Genomic DNA, 16,302 nt, shown 5'->3' on the forward strand with positions numbered 1-16,302 from the left:
GAAGAAAATGAAAAAACTGTTATGTACCCTGCTTTCAGTACTTTTGTCGTTGGGAGTTTTAACCGCTATGCCTGCAACATCACAAGCTATTACTTCAAAGCCTGTCGCAACTTGGCTTTGGGACACTGCCTCAATTACTACAAAAGAAGCTGAGATTTTTAATTTTCTCACAGAGAAAAATGTCACTGATGTGTATCTTCAAATTAACTCCAGCATCGCCGTTTCCAAATATCAAAGCTTTATTGCTAAAGCGTCTTCGCTCGGTATCTCTGTTCACGCCCTTGACGGTGCGCCGCGCTGGGTGGAAAATACAACAGCTTTTAACAACTATCTGAACTGGGTGAAATCCTATCAGGCAGCCTCGCAGCCTCATCAGCGCTTTGCCGGACTGCATCTGGATGTCGAACCTTACCTGTCAACCACTTGGAATTCCAAGCGTGCGACAGCTATCCTAAATTACCAGAAGATCATTTCAACAGCTTACACAACAGCAAAAAGCCTGCAAATTTCTTTTGGCGCTGACATTCCCTTCTGGTTTGACGAACATACTTACAAAAACACATACGGAACCGGCAATCTTGCAGAATGGATTATTATGAACACAGATTTTGTCACCATCATGGCCTACCGCAATTTTGCTCAAGGGCCAAACGGCATCATTCAGCATGCACAGCAGGAAATTCAAAGTGCTGCACTTCACGGAAAACGTGTCCAGATTGGTGTCGAAACGATGCAGTCCTCCGAAGGTGACTATTTGAGCTTTTATCAGCACGGGCAGAATAAGCTGAACAATGAACTCAATCTTGTGCAAGAAGCTTTTCAGCAGACCGGAAGCTATTACGGCCATGCCGTTCATCATATGTGGAGCTGGAAAGAACTATAATAAACATATAGCCTGAACCGGGAAACCGGACGGGCTTTTTTTAGTTATTTTTCATGAAAGGATGGAGAGCCGCCCTACACATATAAACGGAGGAATTCAGCCTATTCAGAAGTAACAACGAAGGAAGTCTCAAATAAACGGAGAAATTCCGTCAATGCACCTACACAACAGCTAAATGGAGTATTTTCACAGCTTAAGCGGAATTCACTCCCTTATTTCCCCTAAAGATTGGGCCAATTTGAAAATAACCGGAATCCTTACGCTTATTTTTTTAGGATAAGGTGACTTTTAAATACAACGAGGAACAAAATAACCCTTCGTATTTTTTCGGACTTGATCTTACTTTTCCGGAAAATAATGGTTACTTTTATGATAAACTAAAGCTGAAAAGTACGGGGAGGGAAATTCATGAGAAAATTTGCTATCACGATTCTGTCAGCTGTTACGCTTGCAGCCTTGATCAGCGGCTGCAGCAGCGATGCTGACGCAAAAACAGATGTGTTTCAATATCAGCATTCTTATGTTGGCGACAACAGTGCGGTTGGGAGTATCCTGCGCCAGCTGAATTCTCATGGGGAGCTGGACAAAATATCTCTCCATACCAGCGAAAAGCCATATGGAATCACTGTTCAATATAAGGAACTTCAAGCTGAAAATCTTCAAGAGGAAAGCAAGGAAACTGCATTCAATAACGCTTCCTATTTGTTCACGCTGATACAAAACGCAGAATGGGTCACCTTTCAATTTCCGCATGATGAATACACAGTAGAGAAAAAGAGTCTGGAAGCATTGTTCAAAAAGAAACTCTCCTCCATTGAGAATGAAGAAGAGCTGAAGCAGCTGCTGAAAGAGTACAATACACAGGAAAATCTAGCGCAATTATTTTAGTAAAAAAAACAGCCGTGCAGTCGCCGGCTGTTTTCTTTTTATGCAAATTTCCTGGAGCTGAGCTTGTCCACGTTATCAAGCATAATGCCTGTTCCGATGGCTACACAGTCCATTGGGTTTTCAGCAACCAGTACGGGGAGCTTAAGTTCGTCTTGCAAAAGCTGGTCGATTCCGCTGATGAGTGCGCCGCCGCCTGTTAGGATCACGCCTCGGTCGATGATGTCTGCTGACAGCTCAGGTGGTGTGCGTTCGAGAACACTTTTTGCAGCCTGCACGATAAAGGCTACAGATTCACGGAGCGCTTCTTCAATTTCTGGTGAACTCACTGTGATTGTCCGGGGCAAACCTGAGACCATGTCGCGCCCGCGGATGGATATTTCTTCGTTACGCGCGCCTGGGAATACAGTTGCTACTTTCAATTTGATTTCTTCTGCGGTTCTTTCCCCAATTAAGAGCTTGTATTCTCTCTTAATGTAGCTGAGAATTTCAGCATCAAACTTGTCCCCTGCCATCTTAATTGAAGAGGCGGTGACGATGCTGCCCATGGATAATACAGCAATATCTGTCGTACCGCCGCCAATGTCCACAACCATGTTGCCGCTTGGCTGGAAAATATCCATGCCGGCGCCGATGGCTGCTACCTTTGGTTCCTCTTCAAGAAACACATTTTTTCCGCCGCTTTTTTCAGCAGCTTCTTTGATTGCTTTTTGCTCTACAGATGTAATGTTTGTCGGACAACAAATGAGCATGCGGGGCTTTGAAAAAATGCCTTTCACATTCAATTTGTTGATAAAGTGTTTTAACATCGCTTCTGTTACTTCAAAATCAGCAATCACACCGTCTTTCAACGGACGAATCGCAACTATATTCCCAGGTGTACGTCCAACCATTCTTCGTGCTTCTTCTCCGACCGCCAGTACTTTCCCGGTATTGCGGTCCATTGCTACTACTGAAGGCTCGTTTAGAACTACACCCTTTCCTTTCACGTGAATTAACACGTTCGCTGTACCAAGGTCGATTCCAATATCCCTAGCAAACATCTTTTTTATATCCTCCTTGCAAACTTCACATTCAATAGACGAAAAATCCATTCTCTACCCTAATTTCATATTGTATCATAATCTTTTGGGAAAAGTATGAAATTTACAATTAAATGTGAAAACTTTCTTACTTTTGAGGATATTCACTTATTTCAGTACTTCCTCCTGAAGGATATCTTCCTTTTTGTATTTCATTTTCGTGGCCTCTCCTCCCCGCAGATGGCGGATTGATTTATGATAATCGAGGATCTCCTTCACTTCATTGGCAAGTTCCGGGTTTATTTCAGGCAGCCTCTCTGTTAAATCCTTATGGACAGTACTTTTGGAAACTCCAAACTCCTTCGCAATCACACGAACTGTCTTTTTTGTCTCCACGATATACTTTCCAATCTTGATTGTGCGTTCTTTGATGTAATCGTGCACACCACTCGACCTCCCTATATGGATGTGAGAAGTGTGAAATGAGACTCGTATTCCAATATAACTTAGCAGTATGTATGCTGATACGTCTGAAAATGCCTTCTATGCTGTGTCCACAATAAACAACCACGATCCCTCACCTCAAACACTCTCTTTGTTAGGTTTGTAACATCATATTAGCTTGTGTCGGGATATATGCTACAAATGTCAAGAGGGACAAGGGTTTTGTAGGTTTTTTTAGTATGCATGCTATGTTTTGACAACTTTTTTATATATTGATCAGCATATTTCCCAAGAAATGTTGACTAGCTGCTCTGCTGTTGGGGTAAGGGTTACTACATCTTTTTAGAACGGAAAGGAGCCGCTATGAAAAAGGATCTATGGATAAAAGCTGCAAACATCGGAGGATTTCTTTTCATCATCTACATTTCCTTTTTCTCTTCACAGGGAGAAGATTTGCGTCAGGATGAAACACAGGAGACCATCTTTACGCCTGCCCCTTACGCTTTTTCAATCTGGGGCCTTATTTATTTGCTGATCTTGATCTGGATCATCAAAATGTTTACCGCCAAGGAACATGATCTGCGCGCTTATCGCAGAGTCGGCTGGCTGGTACCGATCAGCCTTGTCATCAGCGCTCTCAGTCTCACGGTCAGCACGACGGCCGCGATTTTCTTTATAACGGGGGCCCTGATTGTTCTGATGGTAATTTACACGACTATTCAACGAGCGGAAAACACCACCATTTTCTTCAGGGTGCCATTTTCTTTCTTCATTGCCTGGATGTCTGTAGCCGCCATTGTAGACATGTTCATTGTTCTGGAGCATAATAATATTAACCAGATTCTTGGACTTGGCGAACTTGCCTGGGCCAGCATCATGATCGGTGTTGGAGGAGTCATCGCACTGTTTTTCATGCATGCTCATGACGACATTATTTTTCCTGCAGTATTTATATGGGGCTATATTGCCCTGATCGTAAATCAACACCATCTGGCCGTCATCGTGATTACGGCTGGAACCATGAGCGCAGTTCTGGCTGCTGCAATTGGATGGAAGCTGCTGAAAAGATTCAAGGGGGAAAGAATATGAATAATATTATACAGATGATCAGCAATCACCGGTCTTTCCGGTCCTACACGGATCAGCCTGTTGAAGAGGCTTATCTTCATTCCATTATTGACTCTGCCCAGTCAGCACCTTCATGGATTAACGGGCAGCAGGTTTCTATCATTGCTGTAAAAAACACGAGAAAAAAATGGCAGCTTGCTGAACTGTGCGGCAATCAGGCTCACATTGAGCAGGCACCGATTTTCCTCATATTCTGTGCGGATTTTTACAGAAGCAAGCTGGCAGGTGAAATGGAAGGCATCCCTCAGCTGGAGGCTCTTGATGATGTGGATGCACTGCTGGTCGGTGCGACGGATGTCGGGCTGGCCATGGGAAATGCCATCACGGCTGCGGAATCCTTTGGTCTCGGAACAGTGCCGATTGGCGGAATCCGGCGAAATCCGCTTGAGGTGATAGATCTCTTAAAGCTGCCGGAATATGTGATACCAATTGCCGGCCTGTGCATTGGCTATCCGGCGGAGAATCCCGGACAAAAACCAAGGCTGCCGAGAGAAGCAGTTTATCATGAAGAGCAGTATGACAGCTCCAATACAAAGCTTCATCTGTTCAATTACAACCACACAATGCAGGAGAGGCTTGGCACATCATGGACAGCGCGCGTTGCTTCCTTTTATGAAAAGCCTTATTACGATCACATAGCCGACATGCTCCAGCAGCAGGGCTATTCCTGCAAAAACATAAAAAGAGATGAAAATTAGAGGATTACATACGAATTTGTAGAATAGACGAAGTGTATAGGAGGCGATTATTTATGGAAATAAAAAGAGCGGGCCTGGATGATTTAGACGCTGTTGCACAGTTATTCGATGAGTACAGAGTGTTTTACAACAAGGAGTCTGATGTGAAGGCAGCGAAGGCTTTTATCACTGACAGAATCGCAAACAATGAATCTGTGATTTTTCTCGCCCATGAGGGGGACACACCAATTGGATTTGTGCAGCTGTACCCCATCTTCACTTCAATAGGCATGCAGTGCAAATGGCTTTTAAATGATTTATTTGTCAACAGCAAGCACCGCCGCACAGGTGCAGGAAAAGCACTGATGAATGCAGCAAAAGAGCACGCGATCTTTACAGAAGCTGCGGGCTTGCAGCTGGAGACTGCGATGGATAATACCCGGGCGCAGGCACTTTATGAGTCTCTCGGATATAAAAAAGAGAAAGAAACTTACTTTTATACACTCACATTATAACCGGGCCTATCCCCGGTTATTTTGCTGTCAGCTCCTTCAGCTTGTGTACCCTGTTTCTGATTTCTTCTTTCTCAAACTCAAACAATTGAAGCGGAAGCGAAAAAACTGTTTCAAAAAAGATTTCTGCCCCTGCTATCAGGCCTCTGACTGCCTCTCTTCCCGGAAATTCAGCGCGCTGCTGAACAGAATCCTTAAATAGAATTTCCGTCATCAGCATCCCCTCTTCACTGATTTTCATCTGCAGAATCAGCGACTGATAAGTAAAGCCGGCATAGCCGTGCCCCTTCTCCGCCAAGCTCTCCAATATAGATAGTATCCCCAGCCACAATCCGTCCACACTATCATGATACTCCAAGCCGAGCGCCTGGTGATGTTCATCATGTAAAGAAATGTAGCCGGGATAAACTGGCTGCCTTAAGTTCAGCTGTTTTTGAAGCTGCTCTGTTTGATCCAGAGAGATAAAGTACTCAGAAGATAGAGACTTTACCACAGTGTTCGGTTTCAGGAAATAACTTTCCACTATAATCATCACCATCACTCCCTTTCTGCTATTGTAAAGAAAAAGCCCGCCGGCTGGCGAGCACAATCTACTGTCTTCAGCGAAGATCCTGGCCAAGGCCCCAGCCGTCAGGATACATGGTGATCACTTTTCCGCCTTTAATCACAAGCTTCACTTTGTTGCCATTCCAGGATCCGTAAACCGCTGTGCCGCTGCTCGTGTATCCAGATGCTGCGATTTGTGTTTTGTTGGCATTGATTGTGTCAGATACCAGAGTTTGAATGGATGCGATAGACTGACCCGGCCTGAAAAATGACTGAGTCCTTGTGATATTTCCTATAAATTGTTCAGGAACATGGCGGGATAAAATGTGCGTGATGCCGTATGTAGAGCAGTCGCCAAAGTCCAGCGCGATATTTCCGGATCCTACCTTCCATGTTGCAAGTGTTTGTGCGGAAGTTGTGTTGGGCAGACGGTAATGTCCCTGTGCGGAATTTTTGACGCTGCCGCATGACTTGTAAGAATACTGCTGGCCCGTTGCGATATACTGCATGCTGGAGCTGTACATATTCCATTCATATGCCGCTGCCTGTCCAATACCTGTGAATAATGTGAGGAATAGAAGAAGTGCTGCTAACCCGCCTTGAAGCTTTTTCATTATATGTCACCCTTTCAATTTTTCTTGCAGTCTTAAGCTTAAAGGTTATTTATTAACTTTTTATAGCATCCCTATTAATTTAGCGAGTCAGTTATGTAAAGGTAAAATTAACCTAAAATGGTGCTTGTCTCCCTTGTTTCTGCTGTTGCTTATCGCATACCCTGCTCTTCTTCCTGCTCCATATGTTTTCTTTTTTCTACCATATTCCCCGTTTTTCCTTTTTTATATTTTCTTTAGGATAAACAGCTTAATTATATTGGAATTGGGTATTTAGTGAGAGGAGGAGGGGAGCATATTGAAAAAAATATTATTGCTATTGTCTCTTATATCTGTCTTTTTTTTCAGTGTAGTCAGTTCAGCAAGCGCTGCCGCTGAGCCTTTTTTTGGGAGAACGGCCTCATCAATTCATTTACATAGGGGGGCCACAGCGGACTATGCTGTGACAACGACGTTGAAGGCTAATGAAGAACTGCTGGTTATTTCGTCCTTTACTAATAACAGAGGTGAAAAGTGGCTTCAGGTTCAGTCAAAATCTGCGCGAGGCTGGATAAAATCCGCTCATCTGCGTGCCTTTGGTATTAACGGTGTGGAGGTTCAGCCATTATCCGGCAATGTGAATATCCGACGGGGTGCCGATACTTCTTATAGGATTTCCGGCACGCTATCAAACGGTACATCTGCTTTTGTAATTGATTCTTTTACCAATCGAAAAGGCGAAAAATGGGTCAAAGTCACCAATCCGCTGAGAGGTCTTACTGGATCGGGATGGGTCAGGCTGGATGGGCTGCGCCTTCCTCAGGTGAAAACGGAAGTCGCGACCAAAGTCGTGTATTCTCACCCGCAGCATCCGGCAAAAGTATCCGCAACTGCTGCTCTGATGGAGAGAGTAGACAGCCTTGCTTATGGCACACCCGTAAAAATTACCGCTATCTTTGACGGTCCCGGCTACGACCACCCAGTAGCCAAAATCTCATACGGCCCGGGCTTTACAAAAACCGGCTGGACCGGCTATGAGGTCACCGCCCATTACTACCGTGATATGATGAACAAGCAATACACCATCACATCCAGCAAGGCCGCCTTGAGGTCGGGCGCGAGCGACACCTACCGGACTGTCGCCACCCTCACCAAGGGCACACCCGTAACCGTCACTGACGTCTACTTCACCTACAATCAGCCTGAACCTTTCTGGATAAAGGTAACAGCCCCAGGAGGCAAAACAGGCTGGGTGAATTTGAAGGATGTGTGAGGGGTTTCTTGAGATGATAAAACAGGGTTTCCATGCTTTGGTGGATGCCCTGTTTTTAGTTACGAGTGAAAAATAAATGTTTTATTAGCTTTAACCGGAATTCTTCCGTTTATCTTCAGTTGATGGGGATGCTGACGAAGGAATAGACGGAGGGTTTCCGCTTAAGCAGCAGATTGAGGTGAAAATCACCTCAATAGGCGGAAGAGTTCCGTCTATCCTCTTCAAAAAGCTCAAAATGGACGGTTTTTATTGACTTAACCGGAATTCTTCCGCTTATATTGCCTCAAAAGAGCTTCATTTTGAGTTTAACCGGAATTTCTCCGCTTATCTTCAGTTGATGGGGATGCTGACGAAGGAATAGATGGAGTATTTCTGCTTAAGCACCGGATTGGGGTAAAAATTACCTCGACGGAGGAAATCCGTCTCTATCCTCTTCAAAAAGCTCAAAACTTCCTCAATATTGAATGCGGCATACAGACTGCATTCCCGCAAAGGTTCAACCAGCTAAAAACGGAAATACTTCTCATTTTAAATTAAGAGCATCACTCTGCTTCTACTGTTCATCTAGGGGTAAAAATATTTTAAAAAGCGTTTGGGACATTGTACCTGTCCCTTCGTCCCACTTAAGATTAACGTAACGCTTAGCCGCTATATTTAATATAAATTCATTGTATGCGGCTTTAACGATACAAATTTATTGTGTATCGTAAAAGTAACATAAAGAGGAGAAAGGGTATTACCATGCCAATATCAATTAAACTCAAGGAAATCCTTAAAGAGCGTGACCTTTCACAGCGTGAATTGGCACGAATGACAGGGCTGAGATCAAATACAATCAGTCATCTTTGTTCAGACAATGTGGACAGAGTTTATCTTTCAACAATAGAAACAGTATGCAAAGTGTTAGACATCGACATTCAGGAGTTAATCGAGGTGGAGTAGCCTCTCTAGTAATCGTTCTATGTACGTTGCGAAAAATTTAAAAGGCAGGGGGAAAATGAAGGTAGAGTTTTGAAAAATAGAAATGGTGGTAACTAATGATTTTGTGATTATTTTCAGAAGATACATTACATAAAGTAGGGCATAAAATTTACAGTTGTTGTACGTACTATATAATTCGTAAAAACATAATATGGGGCTTACAGGGGTTACTCATATTCTCTGTATAAAATATGAATTATTCGTCACTCGGTAGCCCTACTAACAAAAAAGAAACCTTGAAAGGCATTTAGCCAATCAAGGTTTAGGGTCTATTTTAAATTTTTAATCCTCTAATCTTTAAAATATTCATCAATAACTTTTTCATCACTACAACCCACTATAAGTTCACAACTATCTGGTGTAAGAAAAACCCCCAATGTTTGAACTGTCATCTCTTTGCTTGCTGGTTCTAGGTGATAATGTCTTCCTTCTTTGTAATTATGAGCCAATCTAATCAACTCAGTTCCTAAGCCTATTAGGGCATTTTTGCTTAGAAATAATGATATTTTTGATGACTTAGTTATTTCGTTTCCATTGCTATCAAAAACTTGTAAAACACCTACATTATCTGCAAATCTTTCAAAGTCATCATTTTCATCGTTTTCGATATCAATCAAATATTTCACAACATTATCCCCCTTCTAAAATCTATCAATAATATTTCCATTCTTATCCACTATAATATGATATGACTCTCTAGATTTCCATTTACCAGCAGAGGTTTTAGTTTGTATTTCTACATTGTAATGGTCTACTGCATTAGGATACTTCGGCTTTATTGGATGTGCATTTTTACCTGTATCTTTTCTAAATATTACCTGAGTATTATCATCAATCTTGCTTATAATATTATTTCCTTTTATTTTACCATTTTTTATTAATGACTTTATTTTATCTAAATCAGATACAGCCTTACTAGTACCCTTATTCTGAGCCTTCTGAACCTTTGCTAAAGGAGCTTTAATGCTCCGCCCCATTGCAGGAGCCCCAAACCCAACCCCACTTGATTCAGCTCGCACGAACTTCGCCATTTCCCCGTCAGGGTCAATAAAACTAACTGGGTTATTTATGGCATAGATATAACTATTTTGAGTTGAAGGTTCAGACAAATACCCTTTAAGTTGGCTGTCTTCATTATTGGGACAATGTACCTGTCCCATCGTATCAGGGGAACACATGACAATACGGCTAAATCTGAATGAAATTATCAAAGAACGAAACATGTCACAGCGAGAATTGGCACGATTAACAAACCTACGCCCCAACACAATTAGTCACCTTTGTTCGGACAAGGTGGATAGGGTCTACTTAGATACGCTAGAAAGAGTGTGTAAAGCATTGGACATCAAGGTGGAAGAACTGATTATCATCGAATAGCAACAAGGGAAAAGGTATTTACATGCTAGTAATCGTTCTATGTGGGGGAAAGTTGCGAATAAATTTAAAAGTATTTTATTAGACAGGGGGAAAGTGAAGGGTAGGTATTTTACTTTAAACGTGGACGTAACTGATGATATTGGAGATGGAATTGCAGTAGAAGTTTATTAAATTAGGGCATACTTTTCAAAGTCTTGTACGTCTGAATAATTTAGGAATACTCTATACATATAGTGCATCGGTTATGTGAATTTTTATTGGTTAGTGCTTTTCATTCGGCACTCCACCCCATGTAAAAAGCCTTAAGAGTATATCTCCTAAGGCTTTAAAAGTGATTTAACTACCACTTAATAAAAAGGGAAAACAACTTAAAGCTTTTGATTAATTAAAACTAATTCATTTAAACTTTGCGATTTTAATAAATTTTTGTTAATTGTAGCAACGTCTTTAATAAACTGTTTAGTTTTAAGTTTAACTTCATTGATAAATTCTAATCTTTTAATATCAGTTGTCTTCCATTCATCTGAAAACTCTTCGAATGGCTTTGTGATAATAAATTCATATAGAGTTCTTTTATGATGGTTATCTTTCACTTTTTTTACTGAAATTAAATCTTCTTTACAAATTAATTCTATCCAGTAGTCATCAGTTTCCATTATGGGAAAAGCAACATAATCATTTGTATTAAGCGTTAAAACTACTTTATTTATGAGTTTAAACCATGAAATTAATAGCTCATTTCCAAATGGAATTTCTTCATGAACAAATCCTTGTTTGTATTCGTTAAAATTTAATTCAAATTGACCATATATTTCCCCATATTCGTCATCGAAACTACTTTCATCTAATTCTATGATATCATCAATACCTTCATTTGGAATATTATACTTTATTAAAAACAATCAATTCACTCCTAAAAACCAAAATCAGACAATTTATATTTATGTTGCCCCCACGCTGTTTGGAAAGTTCCATTATTTAGCTGTACAGTTATTTTTTCTCCAAAAACTGTTACAGTATGTCTCCCATTTGTAGCTCCTCTTTGTAGAGCCTGATTATATGCCATTTGTGTAGCCTCTGTTATTTTCGAATTTGACCAATTCTTATTAAAGAAACTTCTTTCTGCTATATCTCTTGCTACATCATTTCTAGAACGCTTAGACAATTCAAACCCTAGTTGATTTTTAACATTATTAAAACCATGTCTGTTTAAAAAATGCTTAGCTTTTCCACTCGAAAGTACAGCATTACCTATACCCTATGTTGTAATCTTAAAAGCTACTAAATAATAAAACAGCCAGTCTAAAACCTTATTAAACTACTTCTTTCTCTTTCATTATCGGCAATTCATAGGCTGTTTTGTGCTTCATCATGCCGTATATAATGTTCACAAGCCTTCTCATTATGCAAACCAATGCTTGCCCTTTTGTTTTACCTTCTTTTAGTTTGCGTTGGTAGTAAGCATGAAATACTGGGTTCCTTGGCAATTTACTTCTTTTGCTACTTGCACTTGTTGGACTGCTAAATTGTAAAATAACGCATGCAACGCCCGATTTCCCTGCTTGCTTTTTTGTTCCTTGCCTTTCCCACCAGAGCCAAAGTAAACAGGCGCAATCGCAGATGCTGTAACGAGGTCAATGCCTGGCATGGAGACTAGTTGAAAGTCTAATAAACTCATTAACTCTTTTAATTCGCCCTCCACATAGCTCATTTCCTTCTTTTTAAACGCAATGTCTCGAACGATGCTTCTTACTAGAAAGTCTCGCGTTTCTTGATGTTCTTTTGTTGTATGTCCATCTTCTTTCACTAGCCTCAATATGTCATTAGCCTTTTTCACTGAACATGCATTGTTACTGGCTTCTAATAAAAAAGTGGTCAATTTCTTCACACTTACACCGTCTAAACTTGAAGGTGACGGGTATTGTTTCCAAAATGCCAATGCCGTTTTTCCATCCACTTCTGAGAAAAACTTTTTATAGCTCGGGTAATGATGGCTCAATTGAATATGCAGTTGGTTCTTTAAAGCACCTTGTGCCTTTACTAATGCATTTCTTCTAGTGACCAATTGTTGTATCGACCAAAATAAATCATGCGGTTTTGCGTCAGGCAAATGGTTCAGTTTGTTCAACAAAATGCGTGCCACACATTCCGCATCCCAGCTGTCACTTTTTTGTGTGGTCATGTGGCTTTTTCGTTCAGCGTATGATAGAGCTGGATTCACTTCTTTCACAACCTGTCCATGGTCGGTTAAAAACTGTGCCAACGCTCGTCCATAGCCACCTACATCTTCTAAACCAAATACAGGTGTCAATCCCTCTTCTATCAGTTTATCAATATTTAGTAAAAATGTTGAGAAAGCGGACGGTTTATTTTCAAACTTTATTTCCCCTAGCTGCCAACAATTAATGACCACTGCCACATGATGTTGCTTATGCAAGTCTACTCCAACATACAAGTGTTTCTGTTTTTCATGCATATTCTCATCCCCTATTCAATTAAATGAAAATGCCGGCAACCTTAGTTCGAGCGTTCACCATCCGGTGCGCATTGGTACGAAAGCCTATCCATTTTCATGCCCTCATAAGAATATAAAAGAAAATAAGCGCTTTTTTTAAGTTAGCTTATTAAATAATTGCTTCGTGTTTACCATTTGCTTGTATTTGTCCGTATGCATACACCCCTTGATAAAAGCTATCTCGGTCTAATATTCGCTTCACTTGTACTTTTGTAAATGCCTTACCTTGAGTAGTTCTATACCCTTCATCATTTAATGCTTCTGCCAATCTAGATAGTGACCATTTCTTATGTAGCTGTTTAAGCTTAAACAACCGTTTAACTACTTCTGCATGACCGTTATGTATCTTTAATTCCTTTTCACCCTTTTGTTTCGTATAGCCAAATGTTACCCGTCCTCCTGCATATCCATTTTCCTTTGCCTTTTTATTTCGACCTTTCGTTAGTTTGAGTGCTATTTCAAGCCGTTGATATTGGTCTAATAACTCCATTAAGCCGTTTACCAAAAAGGCATTTGGATCTTTCTTATGGATACTGTAAAATGGTTGTTTAATACTTTTAATATCACAGCCATATTTCTTCAACTCTCGTTGTATCAACACCTTTACAATATCCGACCGCCATAATCTGCTTGTGTTTAGCACCACCACATACTGTATTTGGATAGACGAAAGGTGAGCCAATATTTCCTGTAAGCCCACCCTGTCTATTTCTAGTGCTTCTTCATTCAATTTGGCACCGCTAATTCCTTCATCTCTAAATATGTGTATCAAGTTCAAGCCTTGTTCTTCACAGTATGCTTTAATCTCATCTTCTTGATATTTCAAGCTATATCCGTCTCTTGCTTGACCTTGTGTTGAAACTCGTAAATACCCAACAACGTTCAACTTTTCACCCTCCCGTTACGAAAATTACAATTTATGTAACGCTTTTTATACGAATAGCGAGTATTATACGACCGTCTCTAGTAAAAATACAATCCAAAAATTTATTAGCCAACGCAGAATAAGAATCACTTTTTACGTTACCCATTGTTTATCGCCACGAGCTTTGTCATTCTCGTTAGTTTGTCAGCTATTCCATGTCATAGCTACCCCTGCCATGTAAATTGTCATCTCGCCCAATTATCGTATTTGTCAGCCAATCCACGTATTAACATGTTACTCCATGACGGTACAACCATCATGAGTTATAAATAATGGTTCTATTTGTCCCACTCTAAAATCCTTATTTCCCTTCTTTTCTCTCCTGCCTTGTGATTCCCGTATGTTACCACCTTTAGCATTACATTCTTTGTCATTCTCGTGTGCAAATATAAGTCGGGTAGTAAATGTTTTAATTATTATTCATCACATCATGGCAATCTCATATACCTCTTCTAACCAAAAGCTACTTTCTAAATTAAAAAACCTTGAAAGACTAATAGCCCTTCAAGGTTTCATGTAGTTATTTCAAATCACATCATTCACTTAAAAAAATAGCGTATTTTTCATAACCAATTTCAAATGTTATCAATTCAGAAACAAAGTTGAGAAAAGATAGTTTTTTTGAAGTTGAAATCATGGTAATTATATTACCTTCTGATAAATCGAGAGACATTATTCTTCTATTTTTACTCTCAATAATTGATAAACCATGACTAATTGAATTTGTACTCTTTAATTGGAGTTGCTCAATACTACCAAGATCCTCGTTTGGATTGGTGAGTAAATTTAGACTGTTAATCATTCTTATATATTGTACACCTTCAAAAAAAATAGTTATATTTTCAAAACTTTCTTCGCCACTGTCCCTATTTGCTTTAGGGTGCTCATATGTTATTTTGGCATCAATGTGAAGTGTTAATGAACAACTAATTGGATCAATAATAATACCTGTCAAATAACTATGTTCAAATAAATACCATTTTAAGTCCATACTAAACCCCCTCTATTTAAAAATTATTGGAGTATGGTTACCTGCACTCTTCCGTGTTACCGGATTACCAAATGGGTCAATTCTTTGACCACTAGAATTTTTTATTTCTACATGAGGTCCTGCACTTCCAGGGGCTCTGTCACTACCACCCTTTATAGTAATTCTTGCAATACCATTTTTATCTACCCATTTCTCTGGTCCATTAGATGTTTGCGTTTTTTTCCAACCACGTGACTCAGCGTATTTTCTTAAATCTGAAGCCTTAATAGTTTTTGAAGCATCCATACCAAATATGTTTTTTGTAACCTTACCCGTACCCTTAGTAAAACGTACTCTTTACAAAAAGTAATGGCGGTAGCTGTTATTTTAGCTACCACCATTGTATCAAACGGCTTCGGGTGGAACTGCAGTAAATGTTTATTGAATTAGGGCATATTTTTCAAAGTAATGTACTTCAGGATAGTTTAGTATACTCTATACAAATGGAGCATTGGTTATGTGATTTACCGCCCGATGAAATCCTTCATTCGGCACTCCGTCCATAAAAAATTAAACTCCAAAGGAAACCCTTTGGAGTAACTATTATTTATTTTTTTAAAATATTCCACATTTTCTCTAATTCTTCGATATCGTCTGATTGCCAATTTCTTTTTTTTATATCTTTCAATAACTGTTTGGTACTATTTAATAAAGTTTTTTTAAATTTCTTGATACTAGTTTGACATGTAAAAAAAATGTGTTCAGAGTCTTTCTTTTCTTTGATAAATTGCAATTCTACAATATCATCTGATAATTTAATACCTTTAACTAATAATGGTCCATCCATAAATTCAAATTCTTGAACAATTCCATTTTGACGACTACTAATTAAATTTATCATTGCTTTGTGCCACCAAGTTAAAATCACAACAATAAAGTCATCCCAACCTTTTTCGGGAAAATAGTGGTCATTATATGAAAAGTAGATTTCACCAGTAATAACATTGCGATTATTTATAGATAAAGTATCTAAACATATGTTAATTTCAATTTCTACCAAATCCACAATATTCACCTCACTTAAAACTTAGGATACGCAGTTTCTATAACTTTAGTTTTGGTATTAACCCACATTTCTATCGTTATCCCACCGCTTTTCCCTTGTACTTTTACTCTATCTCCTTGTGTTTTTACCTTCTTTCCATGTTGATAAGCATTTCTAATAGCATTTTCTATTTGCTTTTGACTCATATTACTAGGGAATAAGTCTTTCATTCCACTTTGTGCTGCTCTTCCACCTGCTTTAGAGTGCCCTGACATAATATGCCCCATATCAATGCTTACTTTTTTATAAGAAGGTAAATTAATAGCTTTACTTGTACCCTTATTTTGAGCCTTCTGAACCTTTGCTTTAGGAACTCTAATGGTTCGCCCCATTGCCGAACCCCCAAAACCAGCTGTCTCAGTCTGCACATGTTTCGCCATTTCCCCGTCAGGGTCAATAAAACTAACTGGGTTATTTATGGCATAGATATAACTATTTTGAGTTGAAGGTTCAGACAAATACCCTTTAA

At 39.7% G+C, this 16,302-nt stretch carries 21 protein-coding genes and 1 pseudogene; 8 read left to right on the plus strand and 14 right to left on the minus strand.

Features of this window, described 5'->3' with window-relative positions; translation table 11 throughout:
- Positions 1-7: 7 nt before the first annotated feature.
- Together GJU40_RS12930 and GJU40_RS12935 are read left to right on the plus strand one after the other, a co-directional pair.
- Positions 8-883 (plus strand): amidase, encoded by an 876-nt coding sequence (locus tag GJU40_RS12930; RefSeq protein ID WP_154308264.1) that lies wholly within the window; start codon positions 8-10, stop codon positions 881-883.
- Between the two features lie 408 nt (positions 884-1,291).
- On the plus strand, positions 1,292-1,771 hold the full coding sequence (locus tag GJU40_RS12935) for a DUF4825 domain-containing protein (RefSeq protein WP_154308266.1): 480 nt from the start codon (positions 1,292-1,294) through the stop codon (positions 1,769-1,771).
- Positions 1,772-1,809: 38 nt separating this feature from the next.
- Here the strand turns inward: GJU40_RS12935 and mreB are convergent, their stop codons facing one another.
- Together mreB and spoIIID are read right to left on the minus strand one after the other, a co-directional pair.
- On the minus strand, positions 1,810-2,811 hold the full coding sequence (gene mreB / locus GJU40_RS12940; RefSeq protein WP_154308268.1) for a rod shape-determining protein: 1,002 nt from the start codon (positions 2,809-2,811) through the stop codon (positions 1,810-1,812).
- Positions 2,812-2,958: 147 nt separating this feature from the next.
- Positions 2,959-3,234: a sporulation transcriptional regulator SpoIIID gene (spoIIID, locus tag GJU40_RS12945; protein ID WP_343031545.1), complete on the minus strand. Its 276-nt coding sequence runs from the start codon at positions 3,232-3,234 to the stop codon at positions 2,959-2,961.
- A gap of 363 nt (positions 3,235-3,597) precedes the next feature.
- Here spoIIID and GJU40_RS12950 point away from each other — a divergent pair, with 363 nt between their 5' ends.
- The 3 genes from GJU40_RS12950 to GJU40_RS12960 are packed head-to-tail and all read left to right on the plus strand — an operon-like array spanning position 3,598 to position 5,554.
- Positions 3,598-4,323: a tryptophan-rich sensory protein gene (locus GJU40_RS12950; RefSeq protein ID WP_154308272.1), complete on the plus strand. Its 726-nt coding sequence runs from the start codon at positions 3,598-3,600 to the stop codon at positions 4,321-4,323.
- Positions 4,320-5,060 carry an NADPH-dependent oxidoreductase gene (locus GJU40_RS12955; RefSeq protein ID WP_154308273.1) on the plus strand — a complete coding sequence of 247 codons (741 nt, stop codon included), beginning with the start codon at positions 4,320-4,322 and terminating at the stop codon, positions 5,058-5,060. The genes GJU40_RS12950 and GJU40_RS12955 overlap by 4 nt, the downstream gene beginning before the upstream one ends.
- A gap of 53 nt (positions 5,061-5,113) precedes the next feature.
- Positions 5,114-5,554 (plus strand): GNAT family N-acetyltransferase, encoded by a 441-nt coding sequence (locus GJU40_RS12960; protein WP_154308275.1) that lies wholly within the window; start codon positions 5,114-5,116, stop codon positions 5,552-5,554.
- Positions 5,555-5,570: 16 nt separating this feature from the next.
- Here GJU40_RS12960 and GJU40_RS12965 read toward each other — a convergent pair whose 3' ends face one another.
- Together GJU40_RS12965 and GJU40_RS12970 are read right to left on the minus strand one after the other, a co-directional pair.
- Positions 5,571-6,083, minus strand: a complete 513-nt coding sequence (locus GJU40_RS12965; RefSeq protein WP_154308277.1) for a hypothetical protein — start codon at positions 6,081-6,083, stop codon at positions 5,571-5,573.
- 67 nt (positions 6,084-6,150) lie between these two features.
- Positions 6,151-6,711 (minus strand): hypothetical protein, encoded by a 561-nt coding sequence (locus tag GJU40_RS12970; RefSeq protein WP_154308279.1) that lies wholly within the window; start codon positions 6,709-6,711, stop codon positions 6,151-6,153.
- A gap of 316 nt (positions 6,712-7,027) precedes the next feature.
- On the opposite strand from GJU40_RS12970, the gene GJU40_RS12975 reads away from it, so the two are divergent.
- Both GJU40_RS12975 and GJU40_RS12980 read left to right on the plus strand, forming a co-directional pair.
- A complete protein-coding gene (locus GJU40_RS12975; protein WP_170289402.1) occupies positions 7,028-7,960 on the plus strand; it encodes an SH3 domain-containing protein in 933 nt (310 codons plus the stop codon).
- A 741-nt stretch (positions 7,961-8,701) separates the two neighbouring features.
- A complete protein-coding gene (locus GJU40_RS12980) occupies positions 8,702-8,902 on the plus strand; it encodes a helix-turn-helix domain-containing protein (protein WP_154308283.1) in 201 nt (66 codons plus the stop codon).
- A 329-nt stretch (positions 8,903-9,231) separates the two neighbouring features.
- Here GJU40_RS12980 and GJU40_RS12985 read toward each other — a convergent pair whose 3' ends face one another.
- Together GJU40_RS12985 and GJU40_RS12990 are read right to left on the minus strand one after the other, a co-directional pair.
- The gene (locus GJU40_RS12985) at positions 9,232-9,567 is read right to left on the minus strand and encodes an Imm32 family immunity protein (protein WP_154308284.1); all 336 of its coding nucleotides are present in this window, start codon (positions 9,565-9,567) and stop codon (positions 9,232-9,234) included.
- 15 nt (positions 9,568-9,582) lie between these two features.
- Positions 9,583-10,050: a hypothetical protein gene (locus GJU40_RS12990; RefSeq protein ID WP_170289403.1), complete on the minus strand. Its 468-nt coding sequence runs from the start codon at positions 10,048-10,050 to the stop codon at positions 9,583-9,585.
- A gap of 67 nt (positions 10,051-10,117) precedes the next feature.
- On the opposite strand from GJU40_RS12990, the gene GJU40_RS12995 reads away from it, so the two are divergent.
- Entirely contained in the window at positions 10,118-10,318 is a 201-nt protein-coding gene (locus GJU40_RS12995; protein ID WP_154308288.1) for a helix-turn-helix domain-containing protein, read from the plus strand.
- A 368-nt stretch (positions 10,319-10,686) separates the two neighbouring features.
- Here the strand turns inward: GJU40_RS12995 and GJU40_RS13000 are convergent, their stop codons facing one another.
- The 8 genes and pseudogenes from GJU40_RS13000 to GJU40_RS13035 all read right to left on the minus strand — a co-directional run.
- A complete protein-coding gene (locus tag GJU40_RS13000; protein WP_154308290.1) occupies positions 10,687-11,220 on the minus strand; it encodes a hypothetical protein in 534 nt (177 codons plus the stop codon).
- An 11-nt stretch (positions 11,221-11,231) separates the two neighbouring features.
- Complete coding sequence (locus GJU40_RS13005; protein ID WP_154308292.1) at positions 11,232-11,483, minus strand: hypothetical protein; 252 nt, start codon at positions 11,481-11,483, stop codon at positions 11,232-11,234.
- 148 nt (positions 11,484-11,631) lie between these two features.
- A pseudogene (locus tag GJU40_RS13010) lies at positions 11,632-12,794 on the minus strand (IS110 family transposase).
- A 148-nt stretch (positions 12,795-12,942) separates the two neighbouring features.
- Positions 12,943-13,719 (minus strand): recombinase family protein, encoded by a 777-nt coding sequence (locus GJU40_RS13015; protein ID WP_154308294.1) that lies wholly within the window; start codon positions 13,717-13,719, stop codon positions 12,943-12,945.
- A gap of 574 nt (positions 13,720-14,293) precedes the next feature.
- Positions 14,294-14,749, minus strand: coding sequence for a hypothetical protein (locus GJU40_RS13020; RefSeq protein WP_154308296.1), 456 nt, complete (start codon positions 14,747-14,749; stop codon positions 14,294-14,296).
- Between the two features lie 12 nt (positions 14,750-14,761).
- Entirely contained in the window at positions 14,762-15,034 is a 273-nt protein-coding gene (locus GJU40_RS13025; RefSeq protein WP_154308299.1) for a hypothetical protein, read from the minus strand.
- A 301-nt stretch (positions 15,035-15,335) separates the two neighbouring features.
- Positions 15,336-15,794 carry a hypothetical protein gene (locus tag GJU40_RS13030; protein ID WP_154308301.1) on the minus strand — a complete coding sequence of 153 codons (459 nt, stop codon included), beginning with the start codon at positions 15,792-15,794 and terminating at the stop codon, positions 15,336-15,338.
- Positions 15,795-15,808: 14 nt separating this feature from the next.
- Positions 15,809-16,302: EndoU domain-containing protein (locus GJU40_RS13035; protein ID WP_212029832.1), on the minus strand; the 494-nt coding region annotated here is incomplete at its 5' end.

The organism is Metabacillus lacus, assembly GCF_009674805.1.
Taxonomy (GTDB): Bacteria; Bacillota; Bacilli; order Bacillales; family Bacillaceae; genus Metabacillus_C; species Metabacillus_C lacus.

Excerpts from the sequence above, each read along its gene's own strand:
- GJU40_RS12930 (WP_154308264.1), top strand. The coding sequence starts at position 8 with ATGAAAAAACTGTTATGTACCCTGCTTTCAGTACTTTTGTCGTTGGGA.
- GJU40_RS12935 (WP_154308266.1), top strand. The coding sequence starts at position 1,292 with ATGAGAAAATTTGCTATCACGATTCTGTCAGCTGTTACGCTTGCAGCC.
- mreB (WP_154308268.1), bottom strand. The coding sequence starts at position 2,811 with ATGTTTGCTAGGGATATTGGAATCGACCTTGGTACAGCGAACGTGTTA.
- GJU40_RS12950 (WP_154308272.1), top strand. The coding sequence starts at position 3,598 with ATGAAAAAGGATCTATGGATAAAAGCTGCAAACATCGGAGGATTTCTT.
- GJU40_RS12955 (WP_154308273.1), top strand. The coding sequence starts at position 4,320 with ATGAATAATATTATACAGATGATCAGCAATCACCGGTCTTTCCGGTCC.
- GJU40_RS12960 (WP_154308275.1), top strand. The coding sequence starts at position 5,114 with ATGGAAATAAAAAGAGCGGGCCTGGATGATTTAGACGCTGTTGCACAG.
- GJU40_RS12965 (WP_154308277.1), bottom strand. The coding sequence starts at position 6,083 with ATGATTATAGTGGAAAGTTATTTCCTGAAACCGAACACTGTGGTAAAG.
- GJU40_RS12970 (WP_154308279.1), bottom strand. The coding sequence starts at position 6,711 with ATGAAAAAGCTTCAAGGCGGGTTAGCAGCACTTCTTCTATTCCTCACA.
- GJU40_RS12980 (WP_154308283.1), top strand. The coding sequence starts at position 8,702 with ATGCCAATATCAATTAAACTCAAGGAAATCCTTAAAGAGCGTGACCTT.
- GJU40_RS12995 (WP_154308288.1), top strand. The coding sequence starts at position 10,118 with ATGACAATACGGCTAAATCTGAATGAAATTATCAAAGAACGAAACATG.
- GJU40_RS13020 (WP_154308296.1), bottom strand. The coding sequence starts at position 14,749 with ATGGACTTAAAATGGTATTTATTTGAACATAGTTATTTGACAGGTATT.
- GJU40_RS13025 (WP_154308299.1), bottom strand. The coding sequence starts at position 15,034 with ATGGATGCTTCAAAAACTATTAAGGCTTCAGATTTAAGAAAATACGCT.